This is a genomic window from Saccharothrix longispora (assembly GCF_031455225.1).
GTDB classification, from domain to species: Bacteria; Actinomycetota; Actinomycetes; order Mycobacteriales; family Pseudonocardiaceae; genus Actinosynnema; species Actinosynnema longispora.
This window is the reverse complement of the sequence record NZ_JAVDSG010000001.1, coordinates 1,024,440-1,044,246: the sequence shown is the minus strand read 5'-3', so window position 1 is coordinate 1,044,246 and position 19,807 is coordinate 1,024,440. Positions and strand designations below refer to the sequence as shown.

At 70.6% G+C, this 19,807-nt stretch carries 15 protein-coding genes and 1 pseudogene; 8 read left to right on the top strand and 8 right to left on the bottom strand.

Features of this window, described 5'->3' with window-relative positions; genetic code table 11:
• Window positions 1-59: 59 nt before the first annotated feature.
• From J2S66_RS04705 to J2S66_RS04695, 3 genes are read left to right on the top strand one after another with little or no spacing between them, the layout of a single operon-like run.
• Window positions 60-1,049 (top strand): ABC transporter permease, encoded by a 990-nt coding sequence (locus tag J2S66_RS04705; protein ID WP_310304188.1) that lies wholly within the window; start codon window positions 60-62, stop codon window positions 1,047-1,049.
• The gene (locus J2S66_RS04700) at window positions 1,046-1,933 is read left to right on the top strand and encodes a carbohydrate ABC transporter permease (RefSeq protein WP_310304186.1); all 888 of its coding nucleotides are present in this window, start codon (window positions 1,046-1,048) and stop codon (window positions 1,931-1,933) included. Before J2S66_RS04705 ends, J2S66_RS04700 begins: the two co-directional genes overlap by 4 nt.
• Window positions 1,934-1,977: 44 nt before the next feature.
• On the top strand, window positions 1,978-3,621 hold the full coding sequence (locus J2S66_RS04695; RefSeq protein WP_310304183.1) for an extracellular solute-binding protein: 1,644 nt from the start codon (window positions 1,978-1,980) through the stop codon (window positions 3,619-3,621).
• A gap of 10 nt (window positions 3,622-3,631) precedes the next feature.
• On the opposite strand, the gene J2S66_RS04690 is transcribed toward J2S66_RS04695, so the two are convergent.
• The gene (locus J2S66_RS04690) at window positions 3,632-5,524 is read right to left on the bottom strand and encodes a DUF2264 domain-containing protein (protein ID WP_310304181.1); all 1,893 of its coding nucleotides are present in this window, start codon (window positions 5,522-5,524) and stop codon (window positions 3,632-3,634) included.
• Window positions 5,525-5,560: 36 nt separating this feature from the next.
• Window positions 5,561-8,299 (bottom strand): exo-rhamnogalacturonan lyase family protein, encoded by a 2,739-nt coding sequence (locus J2S66_RS04685; RefSeq protein WP_310304179.1) that lies wholly within the window; start codon window positions 8,297-8,299, stop codon window positions 5,561-5,563.
• A gap of 319 nt (window positions 8,300-8,618) precedes the next feature.
• Here J2S66_RS04685 and J2S66_RS04680 point away from each other — a divergent pair, with 319 nt between their 5' ends.
• Both J2S66_RS04680 and J2S66_RS04675 read left to right on the top strand, forming a co-directional pair.
• Window positions 8,619-9,653 carry a LacI family DNA-binding transcriptional regulator gene (locus J2S66_RS04680; protein WP_310304177.1) on the top strand — a complete coding sequence of 345 codons (1,035 nt, stop codon included), beginning with the start codon at window positions 8,619-8,621 and terminating at the stop codon, window positions 9,651-9,653.
• A gap of 304 nt (window positions 9,654-9,957) precedes the next feature.
• On the top strand, window positions 9,958-10,215 hold the full coding sequence (locus J2S66_RS04675) for a hypothetical protein (protein WP_310304175.1): 258 nt from the start codon (window positions 9,958-9,960) through the stop codon (window positions 10,213-10,215).
• A gap of 447 nt (window positions 10,216-10,662) precedes the next feature.
• Here the strand turns inward: J2S66_RS04675 and J2S66_RS04670 are convergent, their stop codons facing one another.
• Both J2S66_RS04670 and J2S66_RS04665 read right to left on the bottom strand, forming a co-directional pair.
• Window positions 10,663-11,055 (bottom strand): hypothetical protein, encoded by a 393-nt coding sequence (locus J2S66_RS04670; protein WP_310304173.1) that lies wholly within the window; start codon window positions 11,053-11,055, stop codon window positions 10,663-10,665.
• 233 nt (window positions 11,056-11,288) lie between these two features.
• A complete protein-coding gene (locus J2S66_RS04665; RefSeq protein WP_310304171.1) occupies window positions 11,289-11,864 on the bottom strand; it encodes a TetR/AcrR family transcriptional regulator in 576 nt (191 codons plus the stop codon).
• Between the two features lie 112 nt (window positions 11,865-11,976).
• On the opposite strand from J2S66_RS04665, the gene J2S66_RS04660 reads away from it, so the two are divergent.
• Window positions 11,977-13,206: an amidohydrolase family protein gene (locus tag J2S66_RS04660; RefSeq protein ID WP_310304170.1), complete on the top strand. Its 1,230-nt coding sequence runs from the start codon at window positions 11,977-11,979 to the stop codon at window positions 13,204-13,206.
• Between the two features lie 159 nt (window positions 13,207-13,365).
• Here J2S66_RS04660 and J2S66_RS04655 read toward each other — a convergent pair whose 3' ends face one another.
• Together J2S66_RS04655 and J2S66_RS04650 are read right to left on the bottom strand one after the other, a co-directional pair.
• A complete protein-coding gene (locus tag J2S66_RS04655) occupies window positions 13,366-15,054 on the bottom strand; it encodes an ISAzo13 family transposase (protein WP_310304168.1) in 1,689 nt (562 codons plus the stop codon).
• A gap of 84 nt (window positions 15,055-15,138) precedes the next feature.
• Window positions 15,139-15,677 (bottom strand): annotated as a pseudogene (locus J2S66_RS04650) (ISL3 family transposase); the annotation flags it as partial.
• 34 nt (window positions 15,678-15,711) lie between these two features.
• Between J2S66_RS04650 and J2S66_RS04645 the strand changes: the two are divergent.
• Window positions 15,712-16,137: a hypothetical protein gene (locus tag J2S66_RS04645; RefSeq protein WP_310304166.1), complete on the top strand. Its 426-nt coding sequence runs from the start codon at window positions 15,712-15,714 to the stop codon at window positions 16,135-16,137.
• Window positions 16,138-16,178: 41 nt separating this feature from the next.
• Here J2S66_RS04645 and J2S66_RS04640 read toward each other — a convergent pair whose 3' ends face one another.
• On the bottom strand, window positions 16,179-16,577 hold the full coding sequence (locus J2S66_RS04640) for a hypothetical protein (protein WP_310304164.1): 399 nt from the start codon (window positions 16,575-16,577) through the stop codon (window positions 16,179-16,181).
• A gap of 483 nt (window positions 16,578-17,060) precedes the next feature.
• Between J2S66_RS04640 and J2S66_RS04635 the strand changes: the two genes are divergently transcribed.
• Window positions 17,061-17,219 (top strand): hypothetical protein, encoded by a 159-nt coding sequence (locus tag J2S66_RS04635; RefSeq protein WP_310304161.1) that lies wholly within the window; start codon window positions 17,061-17,063, stop codon window positions 17,217-17,219.
• Between the two features lie 257 nt (window positions 17,220-17,476).
• On the opposite strand, the gene J2S66_RS04630 is transcribed toward J2S66_RS04635, so the two are convergent.
• Window positions 17,477-19,786 carry a hypothetical protein gene (locus J2S66_RS04630; RefSeq protein ID WP_310304158.1) on the bottom strand — a complete coding sequence of 770 codons (2,310 nt, stop codon included), beginning with the start codon at window positions 19,784-19,786 and terminating at the stop codon, window positions 17,477-17,479.
• Window positions 19,787-19,807: the final 21 nt, after the last annotated feature.

The window sequence follows — 19,807 nt, the reverse complement described above, 5'->3', positions numbered from 1 at the left end:
TTTACCTTGTGAACGTTCTGTTTCGGTTCGGCACCGCGAGAGAGGCGTTCGCTGTGAGCATGACGCGGGTCCGCGGTGGCACCGGCAGGACCGATCCTCCGACCGACGAGACACGCGGCCACGCCGGGGCGGGCCGGTCGCGCCCAAGCCACCTGCGCCGCATCCGGGCGGACCGGGTGCTGCTGGCCGTCGCGTTACCGGGTCTGGCGTACTTCCTCGTCTTCCACTACGGCGCGCTGTTCGGCAACGTGCCGGCCTTCCAGGACTACGTCCCGTTCCTCGGCATCGGGGGCAGCCAGTGGGTGGGCCTGGCGCACTTCGAGCGCATGTTCGGCGATCCGACCTTCTGGAACGCCGTGAAGAACACCCTCGTCATCGCCGCGCTGCAGCTGGTGTTCTTCTTCCCCGCACCACTGGCCCTGGCGCTGCTGCTCAACAGCGTCGTCGGCGACACGATCCGGCGGTTCGTGCAGAGCGTGGTCTACCTGCCGCACTTCCTGTCCTGGGTCATCGTGATCGCGTTGTTCCAGCAGATGCTCGGCGGCGCGGGCGTGGTGAACGGCTGGCTGTCGACGCTCGGCTTCAGCGGCATCTCGATCATCGGCAACCCCGACGCCTACGGGCCGCTGGTGGTCGCGCAGCTGATCTGGAAGGAGTGCGGCTGGGCCACCATCATCTTCCTGGCCGCGCTGTCGCAGGTCGACGAGCAGCAGTACGAGGCGGCGGCGTTGGACGGCGCGGGGTGGTGGCGGCGGCTGTGGCACGTGACGCTGCCCGCGATCCGGCCGGTCATCGTGCTGCTGCTGGTGCTGCGCCTGGGCGAGTTCCTGTCCATCGGGTTCGAGCAGTTCTTCCTGCAACGCCAGTCGGTGGGGCCGGAGACCGGCGAGGTGCTGGAGACGCTCGTCTACTTCACCGGCTTCGCGAACGGCGATTTCGGCTACGCCGCGGCGGTCGGGCTGTTCAAGGGCGTGATCGGCGTGGTGCTCGTCTACACCGCCAACAAGGTGGCGCACCGGCTCGGCGAGCAAGGGGTGTACAGGGCATGAGCAGGGCAACCGCACCGGCCTGGATGGGCCGCCCCACCCCCGCCGTGCGCGTCGCCAAGGCCGTGGCGTTGACCGTGGTGGTCGCACTGGTGGTCTTCCCGCTGTGGACGGTCCTGGCGACGAGCCTGGCCAGTCCGCAGGACGTCATCGAGAACGGCGGCTGGGTGGTCTGGCCGGACGAGTTCTCGTTCGACGCGTACGCCGAGATCCTCCAGGGCGGAATCATCACCCGCGCGCTGCTGGTCAGCACGGGCGTCACCGTGGTCGGCACGGCGCTGAGCCTGCTGTGCACCATCGGTCTGGCCTACACGCTGAGCAGGCCGAAGGTGTACGGCGGCAAGCCCATGCTGCTGCTGGCGCTGTTCACGTTCCTGTTCCCGCCGGGGATGGTGCCGCTGTTCCTGGTGGTGCAGGGCACCGGGCTGTTCGACTCCTACGCGGCGCTGGTCCTGCCCTTCCTGGTCAACGTGTTCAACCTGGTCGTGATGCGGGGCTTCTTCCAGTCCATCCCGCCGGAGCTGATCGACGCCGCGCGCATCGACGGCGCGGGCGAGCTGGGCATCCTGCGCCTGGTCGTGCTGCCGCTGTCCAAGGCGGTCATCGCGGTGATCGGCCTGTTCTACGCGGTCGCGTACTGGAACCGCTTCTTCGAGGCGATCATCTACTTCAACGACCAGACCAAGTGGCCGATCGGCACCGTCCTGCGCCAGTACGTCACCGGCGGGGCCTCGCTGGCCGAGACCTCCGGGGAACTGGCCACCGCCTCACCGCAGTCCGTGCAGATGGCCGTCGTCATGCTCGCGACGCTGCCCATCGTGTGCGTGTACCCGTTCGTGCAGCGCTACTTCGTCAAGGGCGTCGTCACCGGAGCCGTGAAGGCCTGACCGCCCCGCTCCTTTCAGCACGACGCCGGGAGAGGAACCTCGACATGGACCACCGCATCGACCGCCGGTCCCTGCTACGGCTGGCGGGCATCGGCACGCTCGGCCTGACCTTCCCGTCCCTGCTCTCGGCGTGCGGAGCGGGCCCCTCGGGCAGCGGTGTCTCCAACGCGGGCAAGGACCTCGCCCCGTGGCCGACCCACGTGCCGTTCCCCGGTCCGGCCCCCGACGCCCCGGGGGACGACTCGGGGGTGCAACCGCTGTTCCTGCGCTACCCCGACCAGGTCGTGCGGTCGGTCCACGACCCGGTGGGTGACGGCTCGGACGTCACGGTGGTGGTCGTGTCCTACGGCGCGCCTCCCAAGCCGGTCGGGGACAACCGGTACTGGCAGGCGGTCAACGCCGCGCTGGGCGTCAACCTGAAGGTCGTCGTCGTACCCGATCCGGAGTACGGGCAGAAGATGGCCACACTGATGGCCTCCGGCGGCGACCTGCCGGACATGATCATGTTCACCAACCTGGCGCTGCCCCACGCGGCCGAGTTCGTCCAGGCCCGCTGCGCCGACCTGTCCGAGTTCGTCGGCGGCGACGCGGTCAAGGAGTTCCCGAACCTGGCCAACCTGCCCACCTACGCCTGGAAGGGCATGGGCCGCATCGGCGGCAAGCTCCACGGCATCCCGCTGGAACGCCCGATGCCCGCCAACAGCCTGTTCGTCAACCGCACCGCCATGGACGCGGCGGACATCCCGAAGGACTGGACCACCGAGCAGTACCTCGACGCGATGAAGCAGCTCACCGGCGACCGCAAGTGGGGCGTGGGCTGGTTCAAGACGCTGTTCGGCGGGCTGGGCGGCATCACCTACCACGCCGGGTCGCTCGGCGCGCCCAACACGTGGTCGGAGGGCGGTGGCGCGTTCACGTCCACCCTGACCACGCCGCAGTTCGAGCAGGCCCTGGAGGTCATGCGCAAGCTGGTCGAGGCGGGCACCCACTACCCCGACAGCCTCACCGTCAGCTCCACCGACATGCAGAGCCACTTCCACAACGGCACCGTCGCCTCCATGAACGACGGCTTCGGCTCGGTCGGCCTGGCCACCCTGAAGAAGATCAACGGCCGGTTCGCGCTCGACCTCGGCCGCCCGTACGGGCCGCAGGCCACGCCCTGGCAGGGACCGGGCGTCTTCGGCTACGTCACGTTCAAGAAGGCCGAGTCCGCCCGGATCAAGCTGCTGCTGCGCATCGTCGACTACCTCAGCGCCCCGTTCGGCACCGAGGAGTACGAGCTCGCCAACTACGGCGTGGAGGGCGAGCACTTCACCAAGGACGCCGACGGCATCACGACCACCGGCCTCTACGGCCAGGAGAACAACTCCCTGCTGCCGACCAAGTACCTCGGCACCGCGCCGGCGGTCCTCCACCTGCCCGGCTACCCCGACGTGGCCAAGTCCGTCCACGAGTGGCAGAAGGCGTCCCTGCCCCGCAGCGTGCGCAACCCCGCCACCGGGCTCCGCTCGACCACCGAGGCGAGCAAGGGCGCCCAGCTCAACCAGATCATCGGCGACGGCATCGCGGCGATCACCTTCGGCCGCAAGCCGCCGTCGGCCTGGAAGGACGTCGTGGCCCAGTGGCGACAGGCCGGCGGCGACCGGGTGGCGGACGAGCTGGCCGCGGAGCACGCGGCGAACCGGTGACCCCCGCGGTTCAGGGGCGTGACCGCCCCTGAACCGCCCATTCACAGGTGGGCACGTCGCCCAGGCGGACCGTCGCCGTCTGCGCGCCGGGCAGCTCCAGCACCACCAGGCCGTCCCCGACCCGCACGCCGACCGCGGGCGGCTCCTCCCCCGCCACGCCGACCTGCACGAGGCTGACGTGGACCGCCGTTCCGCCGGGATGGTCGTCGGCGACCACGTACGGCGTGGCCGAGTGCTCGCCGAAGGCGTTGGCGCCCCGCGCGGTCAGCACCCCCGCGCTCGTGTAGCCGTGCAGGGAGCGCACCGCGCTGGTCAGCCCGTCCGGGCGTCGGGCCAGCGCCACGTCCGCCCCCACGTGCACTTCGGGCGGCACCGGCGCGGCGAGGGCGTGACCGCCGTCCCGGACCCGGGACCCGGCCGGGGCCGTGACCCGGTGGACCCTGACCTCCGCCGCGCCGTGGACGACCGACGCGGTGAGCACGTGCACGGCCCCGTCCCGGTAGGCCGAGGCGGCGAACCGGTCCCCGACCGCCAGGGGTTCGATGCGCCCGCGGGTGGAGGCGACCCCGTCGGGGGCGATGACGGCGAGGTGGTTGTCCACGCCCGACGCGGCTCCGCCGAGCTCCGGCCCGGTGTGGCTGGTGTAGGCGAACTTCAGGTAGTGCGGGTCCGGCACGCCGTCCGCCGGTGGGACGCGGTCGCGGTCGCTGCCGTGGTTGACCAGCCGGACCACGCCGTCCGAGCGGGTGGCGTGCAGCAACCAGCCCGGCGCGGACATCGACACGGCCTGGTCCGCCGAGTCCACCGGCGCCGGCTCCTCCGGGTCGGTCCAGGCCGGGTGGTCGGGCGGCAGCAGCAGGCCGAGGAACGCCTTGCTCGCCCAGTACGGCGACCCCGGGCCCGAGTAGTCCTGGGCCGTGGGCGGGAACGGCGCGTACCAGCCCAGGGTGAGCAGCCCCCGCTCGTCCGGCGCGCCGCGGTCGGCGAAGTGGCGCAGCACGCCGCCGGCGATGCGCCGGGTCCGACCGGGTGGCAGGGGTGACGCGCCGGTCAGCGCGCCCAGCCACAGCGGCGCCACCGTCGCGAACCGGTAGGTCAGCGACCGCCCCTGGTGCACCGGTCCGCCGTCGGCGGCGAAGAAGTGCTGGTACTGCTCCAGGAAAAGACCCAGCCGGCGCGCGTAGAGCCGTTGGCGGGCGGTGTCGCCGGCCATCCGCGCCCACAGCGACGGGTACAGGTGCATCGCCCAGCCGCAGTAGTAGTCGAAGTTCTTGCCCTTGCCGTCGGAGTACCAGCCGTCACCGACGTACCAGTCCTCGATCCGCTCCAGCCCGCCGGTGATCCCGTCCGGCTCGTGCGGGCCGCCGACCCCGGCCAGGAACTGCTCCACGACCACCCGGAACAGCACCCAGTTGTTGTCCGGCGTCCGCTTGCCGGTGAACCCGGCCAGCCACGCCACCACCCGCTCCTGTTCGACGGGCGACAGCAGGTCGAACAGCCACGGGCGGGTCTCGTGCAGCGCCAACGCCACCGAGGCGGCCTCCACGAGCTGCTGCGACATGTCGACCAGGGCGGGCCACGCGTACGGGTGCGCAGGGTCGGTCCCGGCGACCAGGCCGCGCGCGTACCGCTCCACCAGGGCGGGCGGCACGTCGCCGCCCGCACCCGCGATCCGGAACGCGGCGAGCAGGAACGTCCGGGCGAAGCCCTCCAACCCGTCGCTGACCTCCCCCGCCCTGCTCGGCCTGCCGGGCAGCCGGTACTGGGCGAAGTCGTCCGTCGCGTACGGCGCCACGGACGCCAGCAGGTGGTCGGCGACGGCCTCCCAGTGCGCCCGGGTCCACCCGGTGCGGGGAGACCTCCGCGCGTCGAGCGGGGGCAGGTCGAGCGCGGGGCGGTCCACGGTGCGGCCTCCAGTGCGGGAAGTGCCCGGGTCGGGTCACGCGGGGAGGTGGTCCCCCACCAGTGCCAGGCACTGGATCGCGGCCAGGCCGTACTGGGAGCTGGCGTTGGTGGAGACGAAGGCCGCCTCGTCGACCGGCCTGAGCACGTCCGGGCCCCGCACCCGCACCGACGTGAACTCCCGGGTCGCCGGGTAGCCGGCGTGGCCGGTGCCGAACTCCCGCCAAGCCCGTGCGGCCAGGGCGGGGTCGGCGAGCTTGGCGGCGGCGTAGGCGGTGAGCCGGGAGTGGGCCTGGCGCAGGTTGAGGCTGCCCCAGGACTGGCCCGTCTCGGCCTGCTGCTCGGCGGCGGTGCCGTTGTAGAGGCGGCAGTACTGCAACCACGCCTTGGTGAACGCCTCGTCACCGGTCAGGTCGATCAGCTCGCTGCACACCTCGACCAGGCCGAACACCGCCCCGAGCGAGCCGACGCCCACCGCGGGCCGGGCCGGTGCGAACTCACCGGTGTCGAGGTCGTACAGGCCGCTGCCCTGCGCGAAGCCGTTGGGCATCGCGGCGATGGTGCGCATGCTGTTGAGCAGCTTCTCGCGGGCGATCGGGTCGCCACCGCGCTCCCACTCGGTCAGCCAGGCCAGCGCCAGGCCGCTCCAGTCGGTGCCGGTGCTCACGCCGAGGGCGTGCGGGTCCGGCTCGTACGGCCCGGTGCGGATCTTGCGGAGGGGGTCCAGGACCAGGAACGTCCGGTCGGCGTCCACGAGGTCGCGCATGAGCTCGCCGGTGCGCTCGTCGGCGGTGAGGAAGTAGTGGAAGCGCCGGTAACCGGCGGTGCTGATGCGCAGTTGCTTGGCGCTGTCGGCCCAGTGCTGCACGCCGTGCCGTGTCCCGAGGTCCTGCCACCTGCCCAGGTGGTAGACGTCGACCTCGCCGGTGTGGCGGGTCATCGCCTCGGCGAAGCGGAACGCCTCGGCTCCGCCGGTGCGCAGGTAGTGGTACCACAGCCACAGGTCCGGGGACAGCTCGGAGTTGGCCCACGCGTACCCGCCGACGTCGTAGCGCCACACGTGCCGGTCGGGGTCGTAGCTGTGCATGATGTCGCCGTAGTCCCAGAAGCCGTACCAGGAGCGCTGCTCCACCTGCCCCCGGTGGTAGTCGAACAGGAAGTCCAGCCGGTCCTCGACGCGGGCCTTCGCCGGGGTCGAGCGGTCGACCGGCGACCAGTCGCCGAACACCCCCGCCGCGTGCAGGTGCGCCGGTGACGCGACGACCAGCGGCGGCGTCCGCACCGCCGCGGCCAGCTCCGCCACCCGCGCGGCAGCCGGTGTGGCGTCCAACGCCCAGAACAGCAGCTCGGTGGTGCGCGCGATCCCGTACGGCGTGCCGAACCCCGGCTCGTAGTCCTCGTAGGTGATCTCAAGGCCTTCGAGCTGCTCGGGGTAGGTGTCCTGGCCCATCCCGTCGTGGTAGAAGCGCAGGTCCATCGGTCCCGCGTCGGGCGACCACAGCCACACCGTCACCTCGGCCGCCTCGCCCGCCGCTCCCCGGACGTCGAGCTGGGTGGGGTGCAGCTGCCAGAAGTCGCGCATGCCGAACGCGAACCCACCGCTCGGGCCGCCGACGTAACCCAGCCCGCCCGCGCGGCCGGCCGAGTCGACCGGGATCCAGCCGTGGCCCGCCTTGGTGCGCTTGCGGATCTGGAAGCCGTCCGCGGACAGCTGGCGCAGCGAGTAGTCGCCGAAGGCGGGGACGAGGTGCAGCCGCGAACCGACCCGGGTGTCCCAGGTCGCGGTGGGCGGGGTGGCCTGGCCGGCGACCTGCGCCCGGCGGACCTCCGCACCGGGGTCGCGACGCAGGCCCGTGATGCCGCGCACCGCCTCCGACAGCACGCCGTCGTCGGGGCCGGCGAAGCGGACGTGCCGGTTGTGCGGCTCGTCGCGCATCGGCACCTCGAACCGGATGCCCAGGCCGCGGATGAAGTCCTCCTCCGCGTCACCGTCGTAGACGAAGCTGTGCACGGCGCGGACGCCGTCGCTGCCGGCGTAGAAGTACAGGCGCACGGTGAACGGCAGCCAGGACCGCCCGCCGTGCCGGTGCCCGCCCTCGACCTTCACCACCGCGCGGACCGGGCCCGACTGCTCGACCGTCACCTTCTCCACCCGGCCGGTGAACCGCTCCGACTTCACCGAGCCGCCCTCGTCGTCACCCGGCTCCCCCTGCCGCAGGCACACCAACCGGCCGTTGCGCGCGATCTCGCGGTCGCCCCGCACCAGCGCGCGGACCAGGTGATCGCCTTTCTTCGCGATGACGCACCGGATGACGCCGGTGCTCACCTCGACCTCGTTGCGACCGTCCTCGACCGTCACGGCCGCCGCCGGCGCGACAGGCGTCCCCGCCGCGAGCACGTACTGCTCGGCGGGCGGCACGTCGGCGCCCAGGGCGTGCGCGGTCCACTTCAGCGAACCGTCCGGCCAGTAGGCGGTCGCCCACGTCTGCACCGGCACCTGCTGCCCCGTCGCGGTCCGCAGCGCGAACGCCTGGTCCGCCGGCACCGCGCCTCTGGGCCACGGCACACCCCACGTGCAGCCGGCGGCCAACTGCCCCGGCGCGCCACCTTCCAACCACCTGAGCCGGACACCGTCCCCGGGCAAGCCGCTCACCCGAACCGCCCGCGTGCCCGCAGCGGGTTCCGCACGCGCCCGGTCCCCGGGGTGGACGAGCTGTTCGGCCGCGCCGGCCGCCGCCGCGCCGAGCAGGAGGTTGCGCCGGGAGATCATCGACATGAGGGCTCCACGAGGTGGAAGTTGCGATGACGGGACCACTTGTTTAACCGTTTACAAGAGCCCGATCGCAGCACCTTCAGAGGTTCGTGTCAATACTCCCGGACCTCGACAGGATGCGGTTACCTTCGTCCGGACAGCGGGCGTTCGATCGCAGGAACACCCGCTCCGACCGGGGCCACCTGGGGTGATTTGACAGGCCGACAGCCAGCAGGAAGCATCGGTGTAAGCGGTTTACCACAGGGTTTCAGCAGCAGGGGGCGACATGGTTCGGCGCGCGGCGGCCGACAACGGTGGGCCACGGCCCACGACGATCCGCGACGTGGCCGCGCACGCGGGCGTCTCCGTCGCCACCGTCTCGCGCATCCTCTCCGGCACCTACCCCAGCGCTCCCGCCACCCGCACCAAGGTCATGCGGGCGGTGCGCGAGCTCGACTACGTGGCCAACGCCAACGCCCGCGGCCTGGCCGGCGCGAGCAGCCGCAGCGTCGCCATCATCGTCAACTCCGTCATCTCACCCCACTACGCCCACGTCGCGCAGGGCGTGCAGACCCAGGCCGCCGTCGAGGGCAAGCTGTGCATCGTCGGCACCACCGGCGGCGACGCCGAACGGGAGCTGGCCACGATCCAGCTCATGCGCGAGGAGCACGCCGAGTGCGTGATCCTCGTCGGCAACGTCGTGGCCGACGACGCCTATCGCGAACGCATGGCGGACTACGCCCGCGCGCTGGCCCTGGCCGGCTCGCAGCTGGTCCTGTGCGGACGCCCGCCGCTGGGTCCCGACGTGCCCGCCCTGGTCGTGGAGTACGACAACACCGGTGGCGCCTACGCCATCACCAGCCACCTGCTCTCCGCCGGCCACCGGCGCATCCTGTTCCTCGGCCGCCGTGACGGCTACAGCACGCCGGAGAGCCGCATCACCGGCTACCGCAAGGCCCTGGCCGACCACCGGGTGCCGCACGAGCCCGGCCTGGAGGTCGGGGGCACGATGGAGCGCAGCGAGGGCTACCGGATGATCCGCGAACGGCTCGCCGCCGGGCCGCGCGACTTCACCGCCGTCTTCGCCGGCAACGACCTCATCGCCGCCGGCGCCCGCCAGGCACTGCGCGAACAGGGCCTGCGCATCCCCGACGACGTCTCCCTGGTCGGCTTCGACGACCTGCCCCCCGCCGCCGACATCGACCTCACCACCGTCCACGTGCCCCACGAGGAACTGGGCCGCACCGCCGTACGCATGGCCCTGCAACGCGCGCGGGACAAGTCCCGGACTGCCGAGCACGTCATGCTGGGCACCCACATCGTCATCCGCGACTCGGTCCGCTCCCTCATCCACGCCACTTCTCCAGCCCACCAGTAGAGGTTCGTCAGTACCGTCGGCAGTCGGCACCGCGGCCCTGGCGCGCCCACGCTCCAGTTCGGACGACGTCTGCCGGCGATGCGGTCCGGCTCGCCACAGGTCGACCGGTGACGGCGGGACCGCGGGCGTCACGCTCATGGGCGGAGATCTTCGCCACCTCCCCGAGTGCTCGCCCACGCCCGCCACGCCACGTTCCAGAACGTGTGCCGCTCGAAGGTCATCGTCGCCGGCAGAGCGGGGGTCATCGCCGCTGTGGGACCACGTCCGGGTGATCGTGTCCCTCCCGTGCAAGGTGACCCGAAGGGTGCTGCCCGTCCCGGTGGTGCTGCTGCGCAGCGAGGCGGCGGAGAACGCCGGACTGCTCGTACCGCGCCACGAGAACACGGTCCTTCATCGGCGACTGGCGTCCGTCCGCCACGAACCCGCGGACCGGTTCCGGTTCGCGGCCCTTGCGCTTGCCGACAACCTCATCCACGCAGGGAGAAGGCAGGTGGAACGCAAGATCTCGAAGCGCTCGCGTGCCCGGTCGCCATCCGCCGCGGCATCGACCGGCACGGCATGACGACCGGCCATGCTGTTCCGACTGGACTACCTGAGCGTGACCGACGCCTTCGCGCTGCTACGCCTGATACCCATAGGCGGCCGGAACGAGGACGTGGAGATTCTGGCGCTACGCCACCGGAACACCGTCCTGGAACGCCGGCTCGGTGACGCCCGTCCACGGTTCTCCCCGGCGACCGGGCATTCCTCGCGGTCCTGCTGGACCGACTCCCGGTGCAAGCGCTTCGTCGGCTCCGCCTACCGGTACGCCCGGAGACGGTGCCGCGGTGGCACCGCGACCTCCTCGATCGCCGCCACGCCGCCAAATCCCGCCCCGAGGGCCCTGAAACGTCCCCGAACCGTCCGCTCGATCCGACTCCTGCTGCTGCGCCTGGCACGGGTGAACCCCCGCCTGGGCTACCGGCGCATCCACGGCGAACTGCTCAAACCCGGTCGTTGGGTCGCCGCCTCAACCGTGCGTCGCGTGCTCAAGTGCCTGCGGATACCGCCCGCGCCCCAACGCGACACCGGCACCTCCTGGCGACGATTCCTCCGCGCGCAGGTCGCGAGCCTGCCGGCCTGTGACTTCTTCCACGTCGACCGCATCGCCACCCTCAAGCGCGTCCACGCCTTCTTCGTGGTGGAGGTCATCACCCGCTACGTGCACATCCTCGGCACCACCACGAACCCGGACGGTCCTCGGACAACGCAACAAGCCCGAAACCTGCTCATGGAACCCGGCGACCGTGCCGATGACTTCCGGTTCCCGGTGCGAGACCCGGCCGGACAGTTCACCGCCCCGTTGGACGCCATCCTCGACGACGCGGGCATCGACGTCGTGAAGACCCACCACGGTGTCCACGGGCCAACGCCCACGCCGAGCGGTTCGTCGGGACCGTCCGACGCGAAGTCACCGTCGACCACACCAAGCCCTGCAACTCGCACCACCGCGACCGGGCCGGCCGACCGCAGAGCCGGGCTGCACGTCGATGCGTCGCCGACCAGTCCTCGACGGCCTCATCAACGGATACGAGACCACGGCCGTCCAACCACAGGTCGGACTACGTGGCCGACTTCCGGCACCCCACAGGCACTTCAGGCTTCACGCCATCCCTGTTCCAGCATGTCGAAGATGACGTCGAGAGCGGCGCGCGGATCAGGCTCGGCGCCGGCGAGATCCGGGACCGTCAGGACGTAGCGGGCAAGGGCACGGATGTCCATGTCACCGGCAGACCTCCCGCACTCGGCGGCGATGGCCTCCGCGAGGGCGTCCTGACCTCGGAGCCAGAGCTTGAGCTGATAACCGCGCAGCGCGGGAGTGTCGACGATCAGCTCGGTTCTGCGGCGGAACTCCACCGAGGGATCGTTCCGGAACGGCCCTCGGTCGGCCAGGAACCGCCGCAGCGCCCGCAGGATCGTCGTCCCGCTCGGGCGATCACGGACGGCGGCCACCAGAGCGGCAGTGCGCTGAGCACCGTCATCGAAGATCAGGGATTCCTTCCCGTCCGGGAAGTGGCTGAACACGGTACCCAGCGCGGTGTCGGCGGCCGCGGCGATCTCGGCCACGGTCACGTTGTCGTACCCGCGCTCCAGGAAGAGCGTCATCGCCGCCTCTGCCAGAGCTTGACGCGTCTGCGCCTTCTTGCGCTCCCTGCGCCCCACCGTCTCCACGGGTGAAGCATAGAGCACCTGGAACTACCCTAACTTTGAAGTTGTTCTAAGTTTGATATCGTTCTAGTCTTCGGTCGCCGCAGCGACAGAGACCCGAGGCAGGAGCGACACCATGAGCACTGCGATCACCAACGCGCGCGTTTTCGACGGCGAACGAGTACTCGACGCCGACACCGTCGTGATCGACAGGGGCGTCATCACGTCGATCGGCGCTGTCGCGCCGGCAGGGAGCGAGATCGTCGACGCCGATGGCGGCACCTTGCTACCAGGCCTGTTCGATGCTCATGTGCACACCAGCGAAGAGGCGCTGGCTCTGGCCCTGCGGTTCGGGGTCACCACGGAACTGGAGATGCAGGGCGCCCACACCAGGCCCAATCGGACACACATCACCGACAACGACGCTCTCGCCGACGTCCGATCGGCGGGCTTCGGGATCACGCCTCCTGGTGGGCATCCCAGCGAACTGTTCCCCGAGGGCTTCCGACCTGGTGGGGGACGTCGCCCCGTCGGCGAGATCGTCCAGCCCTTCTCCACCACGCCGGAAGAAGCGGCCGGGTTCATCCCACGACTGGTCGCGACCGGGTCGGACTACATCAAGTTCATGATCGACGACGGCAGCGTCGAAGGTCACCCCGGCCTTCCGATGCTCGACCGGGAGACCGTGGCCGCAGGCGTCGCAGAAGCGCACCGGCACAACATGCTCACCGTCGCCCACACCCTCACCGCCGAGGCGACCAGGATGGCAATCGATGCAGGCATCGACGGGCTGGTCCACCTGTTCATGGACCAGCCGCACACCGACGAACTCGTCGAGCTCATCGCGGCCTCCGGCATCTTCGTCGTACCCTGCGTGGTGCTCAACGCGTCGATGATGGGTATCACCGGTGACGCCCTCGCTGACGACCCGCGCGTGTCCTCCCGTCTCGATGCGGCCTGGACCGAGACCCTCCGCAGCAGCTTCAACCGCTACCCGCGAGGAAAACTCGACGACGTGCTGCGCTCCGTCAAGGCGCTGCACGAAGCAGGCGTCGACCTCCTGGTCGGCACGGACGCCTCGATGCCGCTCCCTTTCCTGGGCGGCTTGGCCCACGGCGCCAGCGTCCACCAGGAACTGCAGTACCTCGTCCAGGCCGGCCTCTCCCCCACCAGCGCACTGGCTGCGGCCACATCGGCTCCGGCACGTCGCTTCGGCCTCGACGACCGCGGTCGCATCGCCGAAGGCGCGCGCGCCGACCTCCTTCTGGTGAACGGTGATCCGACCACGACGATCTCCGACACCCTCGGCACCCGTGACGTCTGGCGCCGCGGCACTCGCCTTGGCGGCTTCACAGCGCAAGGGTGAAGTCGTCACCGCGTAGACCTTCTCCGCGGCAGCGACTTCCTTGGCTGCGGCCAGGCATGAGCGGCTGGCCACAGCCCTCACGACAACCCGGATCGGCCGCCAGTGTGACCAGCGCTCGGGACTTGACCCAATGCCGGGTAGTTAAGGGCTTGCAGATCATTAACTCGCTGGTGTGGTGCTGTCCGGGATGGTGATGCCTGCGGTGTGGGCGAGGTTGTAGAGGTCGTCCAGGCTGGTGAGGCGGTGTTCGGCGGGGTGGATGGTCCGGCCTGTCTGGTCGAGCAGGTTTCGGATGTCGCGGATGCGTTTGTTGATGGTTTCGGGGCGCACGCCGAACAGGACGGCGACGGCGACCTGGGGCAGGCCCGACCTGTAGTGCAGAACGGTGGCCAGGAGCCGGTCGGCCAGGGTCAGGACCGGGCGTCGACCGGTGTCGGGGCCGCCTTTGTGGCGGGGGCGGTGGCCGCGTCGTGTGGCCAGCAGGGCTTCGCGTTGCTCCTCGTGCGGGGCGGTGAGCGCGGTGATGAGGGTGTGCCAGTCGCGGGTGGGCAGGCCGGTGATGGAGGGGTGGCACAGCCAGGCCACATCGGGGCTGGGTCGGTCGAACGGGTCGGGGGTGGTGACGGGGATCCGGGGGTATGTCTCGGGTCGCAGGGTGTAGTTCCAGTCGCCGTGCCATTCGTGCCGGTCCAGTGGCAGCGCGTCCATCTGTCCGTCGCTGACGCGGACTCCGGTGTCGTAGGTGCCGGTGTCGAGTTCGGCGTGGACGGTCAGCCCGGTTCGGGTGGTGGTCGCGGCGATGGTGTTGACGATGACCTCGTGGCTGGTCAGAGGCCGGCCGCGCCAGTTCATGGTGATGTGGGAGAGCAGCCGGTGCTCGATCGTGTTCCACTTGGATGTTCCGGGAGGGAAGTGGCACACGGTGATCGTCAGACCGGTTTCCACTGCCAGGGCGGCCAGTTCGGCCTTCCACGCGCGGGTGCGGTAGCTGTTGGAGCCGCCCGCGTCGGCGGTGATCAGCAGGCGTCCGGCCTGCGGGTAGATGTTGCGGCCGGCCGTCTTCCACCAACGGCGGATCGATTCGACGGCGAACGCGGCGGTGTCGTGGTCGGTGCCGACGTTGACCCAGCCGGTGTTGGCGGCCAGGTCGTAGATCCCGTAGGGCACGGCCTTGCCCAGGGTCGTGTCGGGAAAGTCGTGGGTGTCGACCTTGACCGGGTCGCCGCCGGGGCGCCACTCGCGGCCCGCGTTCTCATACTGCCCGACCAGTTCCTTCTTCTTGGTGTCCACGCTGACCACCGGTTGCCCGGCGGCCTGGTGGTTCTTGACCTGTTCGTTGAGGTAACGGAACTGCGCGTCCCGGTCGGGATTCTGCTTGCCCTCCAGGGTTTTGGCGTTGCTCTGCAGGCTGAAGCCCTCTTCCCGCAGCAGGTCCGCGACGGTGTCGGCGGAGATCCGGTGGCCCCGGGCGGTGAGTTCGGCGGCAAGTTTGCGGGTGGACTTCGTCGTCCACCGCAGCGGCGACATCGGATCACCCCGCACGTCCGGTTCCACCAGGGCCAGCAACGCCGGACGCAGCCCCGCGTCGAGGTCGGCGACGCGTTTGCGGCCCCCGCCGGGACGGCGCACCCGTCCGAGCGGGGCCTCGCCGGACTCCAGCTCCGTGACCCCCAGGGACACCGTGGCCTCACGCACCCCCGCGGCGCGGGCGACGAGCCTGATCCCACCGTGTCCCAACACCCTGGCTTCCGCGGCCAGCAGCAGCCGCCGCTGACGCTCGTCCAGATGCGGCAACAGCACCTCGAACTTCGCCGCCAGCGCTGCCCCTGCATCCTCGACCAGGCTCATACCACAAGCATGACAGCCCAAGACCGAAATCTACGGGTTATTTCTCTGCGAATCCTTTAACTACCCGGCATTGGGTCAAGTCCCCAGCTCGTGAACCTTGTTCCGACGTTCGAGGACAGTGTGCTCGTGAACTCCGCCGGGACGGGTCGGGTTGACGGTGGCCCAGCCCCCGGCGTGCACGCGGACCTCGAGCAGGACCTTCCGCAGAGCTTCCGCCAGAGATGCCATCGATCGCTGACCTGCACCGCGTCGGGCAAGGCGCGACGGACGGCCTCGGCGTAGGCGACCGAGCCGTCCCGACACACGACCTCGACACCGGGATGCTCGCGCAACCAGGACTCCAAGGCGGTCTCGTCGCGGCCGGGCAGGGCCGCGACACGTCGACCGGTCTGGGCATCGACGATGATCGTGGCGTAGCGGTGTCGGCGACGCAGGGCGAAATCGTTCACGCCGATCACCCGCGGAATTGTCAATTCGGGCAGTGACAGGCTCCGTAGACGGCGCAACGCGGTGCTGCGGGACACCGGCACGGCCGACAGGCCAGCCAGGCGAGCATCTGAGCTTCCCCCCGATAACCCGAGGCGGTTGATCCTGCGCCTTTCGAAAGTCATCGTCGCTGGTAGAGCGAGAGCACCACCGTCTTGAGACCATGGCCGGGTGATCGTGTCCCTGATTTACGGGGTGACCCGGAAATCGCTGTCAGTTCCGTCGGTGATGCTGCGCCGCGAGGCGGCGACGGACACCGAACTGCTGGTGCTGCGGCGCGAGAACGCGGTCTCTCGCCGGCAACTGACGGTGGGGAGCGGCACCCCCATGCACGAGGCGCTGGCCGCGGTCCCGGCGGCACGGTCGCATGCCGCGGTCCGCCGCGCCCGGCACCGCGTGGTCACCGCCATGCGCACCCGCTGCCCACGTCGCTCGGCCGATTACGAACGACCCGCACTCACCGCCCTCGGGCGTGGCACCAACGAAACACCAACGGCTCGCCGCGCCAGTACTTCCAAGGGTAGCGGCCCGGTCGTCCGCACGACCGGGCACCGGCACGGGCCCGCACCGCGGGCGCGGTCGAGCTGGCGAACCTGAAGATCAACGGGATCCCCGTCGTCAACCCCGCGGCCGACCTCTCAGCAGAACTCGACGCCGGTGGGTCCGGGGCAGGCCGCGAGCGCCCAGGCTTCGGAGGTCAGGACACCGGACGAGGACGTGACGGTCGCCGTGACGTAGCGGTCGGCCCGGGTGGTGTTCACCACCACGGTGCAGGTCGACGACGTGGACGTGCAGGACGACGGCAGAGGGGCGCCGCTCAGCGACCACGAGTAGGTGGCGCCGGGAGTCGGCGACTGCACCCGGAAGTCGATGGTGGAGCTGTACGACGGACGTGGCGAGACGCAGTAGTCGCTGTAGACGGGCGGATAGGTCCAGTAGGGGTAGATCGTGCACTCCAGGCCGGCAGCCTGGTCGCCGACCGGGGAATCGGCCCGGCCGGTCGCCTGAGCCGTCGAGGGCAGGGTGACGAGGGACAAGACTCCGATGACGGCCACGAGGGCGCAGGACAGTCTCCGCACGAGTTTCGACCCCTTCGGGTGATGTGAGCAGGAACAGCCGTATCCAGCATCACCGGTCAGGGTGAACCGGAACAGCGACCGAACGGTGCGACCTCGGTCATCCGGGTGGTGGGTTGGGTGTCCGGCCCGTACGTCGACGAGACGGCCGGGTGGGAGTCCTGGGCGATGGGGTGGTACCGCCGAGGTCGCGGAGCCGGGCCGCGCACAGGTTCCTGACGACGGGGCGGTATCCGGGCCGTGCGGTGGCAGGACGCGGAGATGTTCTGCCACCGCAGTTCTTGTCCGGCCGGAATGTCCTGTTCTGCGGACGACAACCGGTGCGCGGCTGGGGCTGGGCTGGGAGGGCCGCCCTGTCGATGACCGGTCGATTTCGCTCGGTGAACGCAGGGGACCAGATCCACGCACTGCCGGCGGAGGCCGACGAACCGCTGTCCGAGGGCCATGATCCTGCTGACCCACGAACCCTGGTACGGCGTGCCCTACCACCGCGCCAACCCCCACGGCGCCCTACGCCAACTCGTCTACGGGTACGGCAACGGCCTCATCGTCCACCTCATCCTCGAACAACAGAAACGCATCGTCGTCGAACGTGTCCTCTGACTCGAAGACCTCGGCTGACCATCACGCCACAAAAATTCTCGATCGCGGTCCCAATACCTGACGACAATACTGTTGTTCAATCAACACTGAAACTATAGATTAGACTCAGGCCGAGTTGCGCTGTACCGCTCGACAAATCATCGGGCTGCCGTCGACACGCCGCCGACCAGTCCTCGACGGCCTGATCGACGAGTACGAACCCACAGTCGCGTAACCGCAGGTCAAGCCATGTGGCCCACTTCTGGCACCCCCCAGGGTCAGCTGTGGCCGGAGGGGGTCAGGAGCGGGTGTGTGTTCTCGGCCCAGCCGAGGAACCGCACGGCCGTGCCGTGCTGCACGGTTCCGGTTGGCGTGAAACGGCCACCGTGGAGCACGTGCAGCAGACCTTCGACCGCCGGTTCGAGTGCGGTGCCGCGCGCTTCGCCCGCCAGCCTTTCCGCGTGGGCGAGCTGCACGGCGGGCTCGCAGAAGGCGAGCAGGAACAGGGCTTGTCGCCACGCGTAGGCCGCGTTCTTCACCTGGATCAGCGCCGCGTGCCGGTGGGCCGCGCGCTGGGTCAGCCTGCGGACGAGCCAGCCGAACGCCTGCCACGCGAGTTCCGGCGCGCGTTCGCGCAGCTCGTCGGTCAGGTTCAGGCCGTCGACCAGCACGGCGAGGTTGTGGGTGGTCAGGATCTGGCTCTGCTCCAGCACCATGCCGTTCGCCGCGATGGAGCCGCCGGAGGTGCCCGCCCGCTCCCGGCACAGCTCCGAGAAGTCCTCGGCGGTGTGCTTGCTCCAACGCATCCTCTTGCGGCGGGGCGTGGGCCAGTCCGCCGGCAGGTCGTAGTAGTTCGCGTAGAGCGTGCCGGCCAGCAGACGGCTCGCCACCGCGCCGGCCTCGCGCCATTTGGTGGTGAACGTGCCCATGAAGATGTCCGCGGCCACTTCCTCCACGAGCGGCAGCTCCAGGCCTGCCTGCTGCGCCAGCGTCCTCAGCTCGGTCACCAGCGGGTTCGGCAGCAGGGCGTGCGGGAACGCGGTGAGCGCCAGCACCGTGGTCTGCCGCAGGGCGCGATGTGCGGCCCCGGCGTTGTCCGGCTTGGGCGAGCGGTAGGGGGCGAGCGCGTCCACCCAGGGCAGCTCGGTGAACCGCACCTGGTGTTCGAGGTTGAGCAACAGCAGGCCGCGGCGACGCCGGAACGCGGTGTAGGTCTGCTCGTGCAGCCCCGCCACGACCGGGTCGTCGATCGACGCGCTCAGCAGCCGTGAGGTGAGTTGCGGCAGCACGACCGCCAGCGTCTCCCCCGACGTGATCACGCCGAGGCGCACCAGCTCGTCCGCCGGTGCTTCGAGCGACCGCGCCGCCTTGTGCACCAGGTGGTCCGGCATCGTCGTGCCGTACGGGATTTCGTCGGTCGCCTCGGCTTCGGACACCGCGGCCGTGGCGACGTCGAGCGACGGCAGGCCGCCGTCCGCCGGGTACCGGTCCAGCCTGCCCGCGAGCACGCCGGCGAGTGCGGCGTGAGTCGGCGCCGCGACGGTGGCCACTTGGGCGGTGCGCCACGCGTCGCGTTGTCCGGTTCCCGGAGCGCCCCGGTGGCTCACCGTGCTCGCGATGACGCGGCGGATCCAGCCGACCTCCCGCGCGGTGAGCGCGTCGCTGCCGTCCGGGCAGGACTCCAGCGCGCTGCGCAGTCTCGCGAAGTTGCTCTTCGGGTTGGTCTGCCTGCCCGAGGGCGCGTGGGTGCGAGACGTCTCGGCGAAGTCCGCGAGCCACTCGGTCCTGGCCGCCGCCCAGTCCGCGGGCCACGTCCGGCACGGCCAGCCGCCGCGCACGGTTCCGTTCTCCTCGACGTGCGGCAGCTCGTCGTCGACGGTGCGGCACCACAACGCGACCAGCCGGTCGTACAGCGGATCCCACACGGTCAGCGCGTCGCGCATCTTGGCCAGCTGCACCGGCACCCGCGCGGAACGCAGCGACGCGGCGGCGTCCTTCACCGAGGTCAGGCGGACGGCTGCGTCCGAAGGCCGGGGGACCGGTTCGAAGCGTGGCGCCAGCCGCAGCCGGTGCATCAGCGGGCGCAGTTCGGCGACCAGGTCGAGCGCCTGCTCCGGGAAACCCCTGTCCAGCAGCAACGCCACGACGGGCAGCGCCGCGTCCTCCGGCACCTCGACCCGGTAGTGCCCGCTGCGGATCGCGTCCAGCAGCTCGGCCTGGCCGGCGTCGCCGAGGTACCAGCAGTTGAGCCGTTCCCGCTCGTTCCTGCCGGGCACGTCGTCCGGGAAGGAGGCGACGCGGGCCGTTTCGTCCTCGGACAGCGGCACCTCGGCCAGGTACCCACCGGTCGCGAATCCGCCGTGCGCGACCTCCAGCGTCACCCACGCCGGGGTGTCCGCGACCGGGGTGCGGGAGCCGACCGTCAGCATGCCGTCGGCCATCCCGCTAACGACATCCTCCCAGCGCCGCAGCTTGCGCAGCGCCCGCTCGCGGTCGGCCTCGGTACCCGCGGAGACCGCCGCGGCCAACGCCCGCGCCAGCTGACCGGTCGCGTAACCGGACGAAGCGGTGCGCACCTGATCGGACACTGCGGACTCCACGGTCGGCCG

Coding starts and splice junctions, on each gene's coding strand:
- J2S66_RS04705 (WP_310304188.1), top strand. CDS start 60: ATGACGCGGGTCCGCGGTGGCACCGGCAGGACCGATCCTCCGACCGAC.
- J2S66_RS04700 (WP_310304186.1), top strand. CDS start 1,046: ATGAGCAGGGCAACCGCACCGGCCTGGATGGGCCGCCCCACCCCCGCC.
- J2S66_RS04695 (WP_310304183.1), top strand. CDS start 1,978: ATGGACCACCGCATCGACCGCCGGTCCCTGCTACGGCTGGCGGGCATC.
- J2S66_RS04685 (WP_310304179.1), bottom strand. CDS start 8,299: ATGTCGATGATCTCCCGGCGCAACCTCCTGCTCGGCGCGGCGGCGGCC.
- J2S66_RS04660 (WP_310304170.1), top strand. CDS start 11,977: ATGAGCACTGCGATCACCAACGCGCGCGTTTTCGACGGCGAACGAGTA.
- J2S66_RS04655 (WP_310304168.1), bottom strand. CDS start 15,054: ATGAGCCTGGTCGAGGATGCAGGGGCAGCGCTGGCGGCGAAGTTCGAG.
- J2S66_RS04635 (WP_310304161.1), top strand. CDS start 17,061: ATGATCCTGCTGACCCACGAACCCTGGTACGGCGTGCCCTACCACCGC.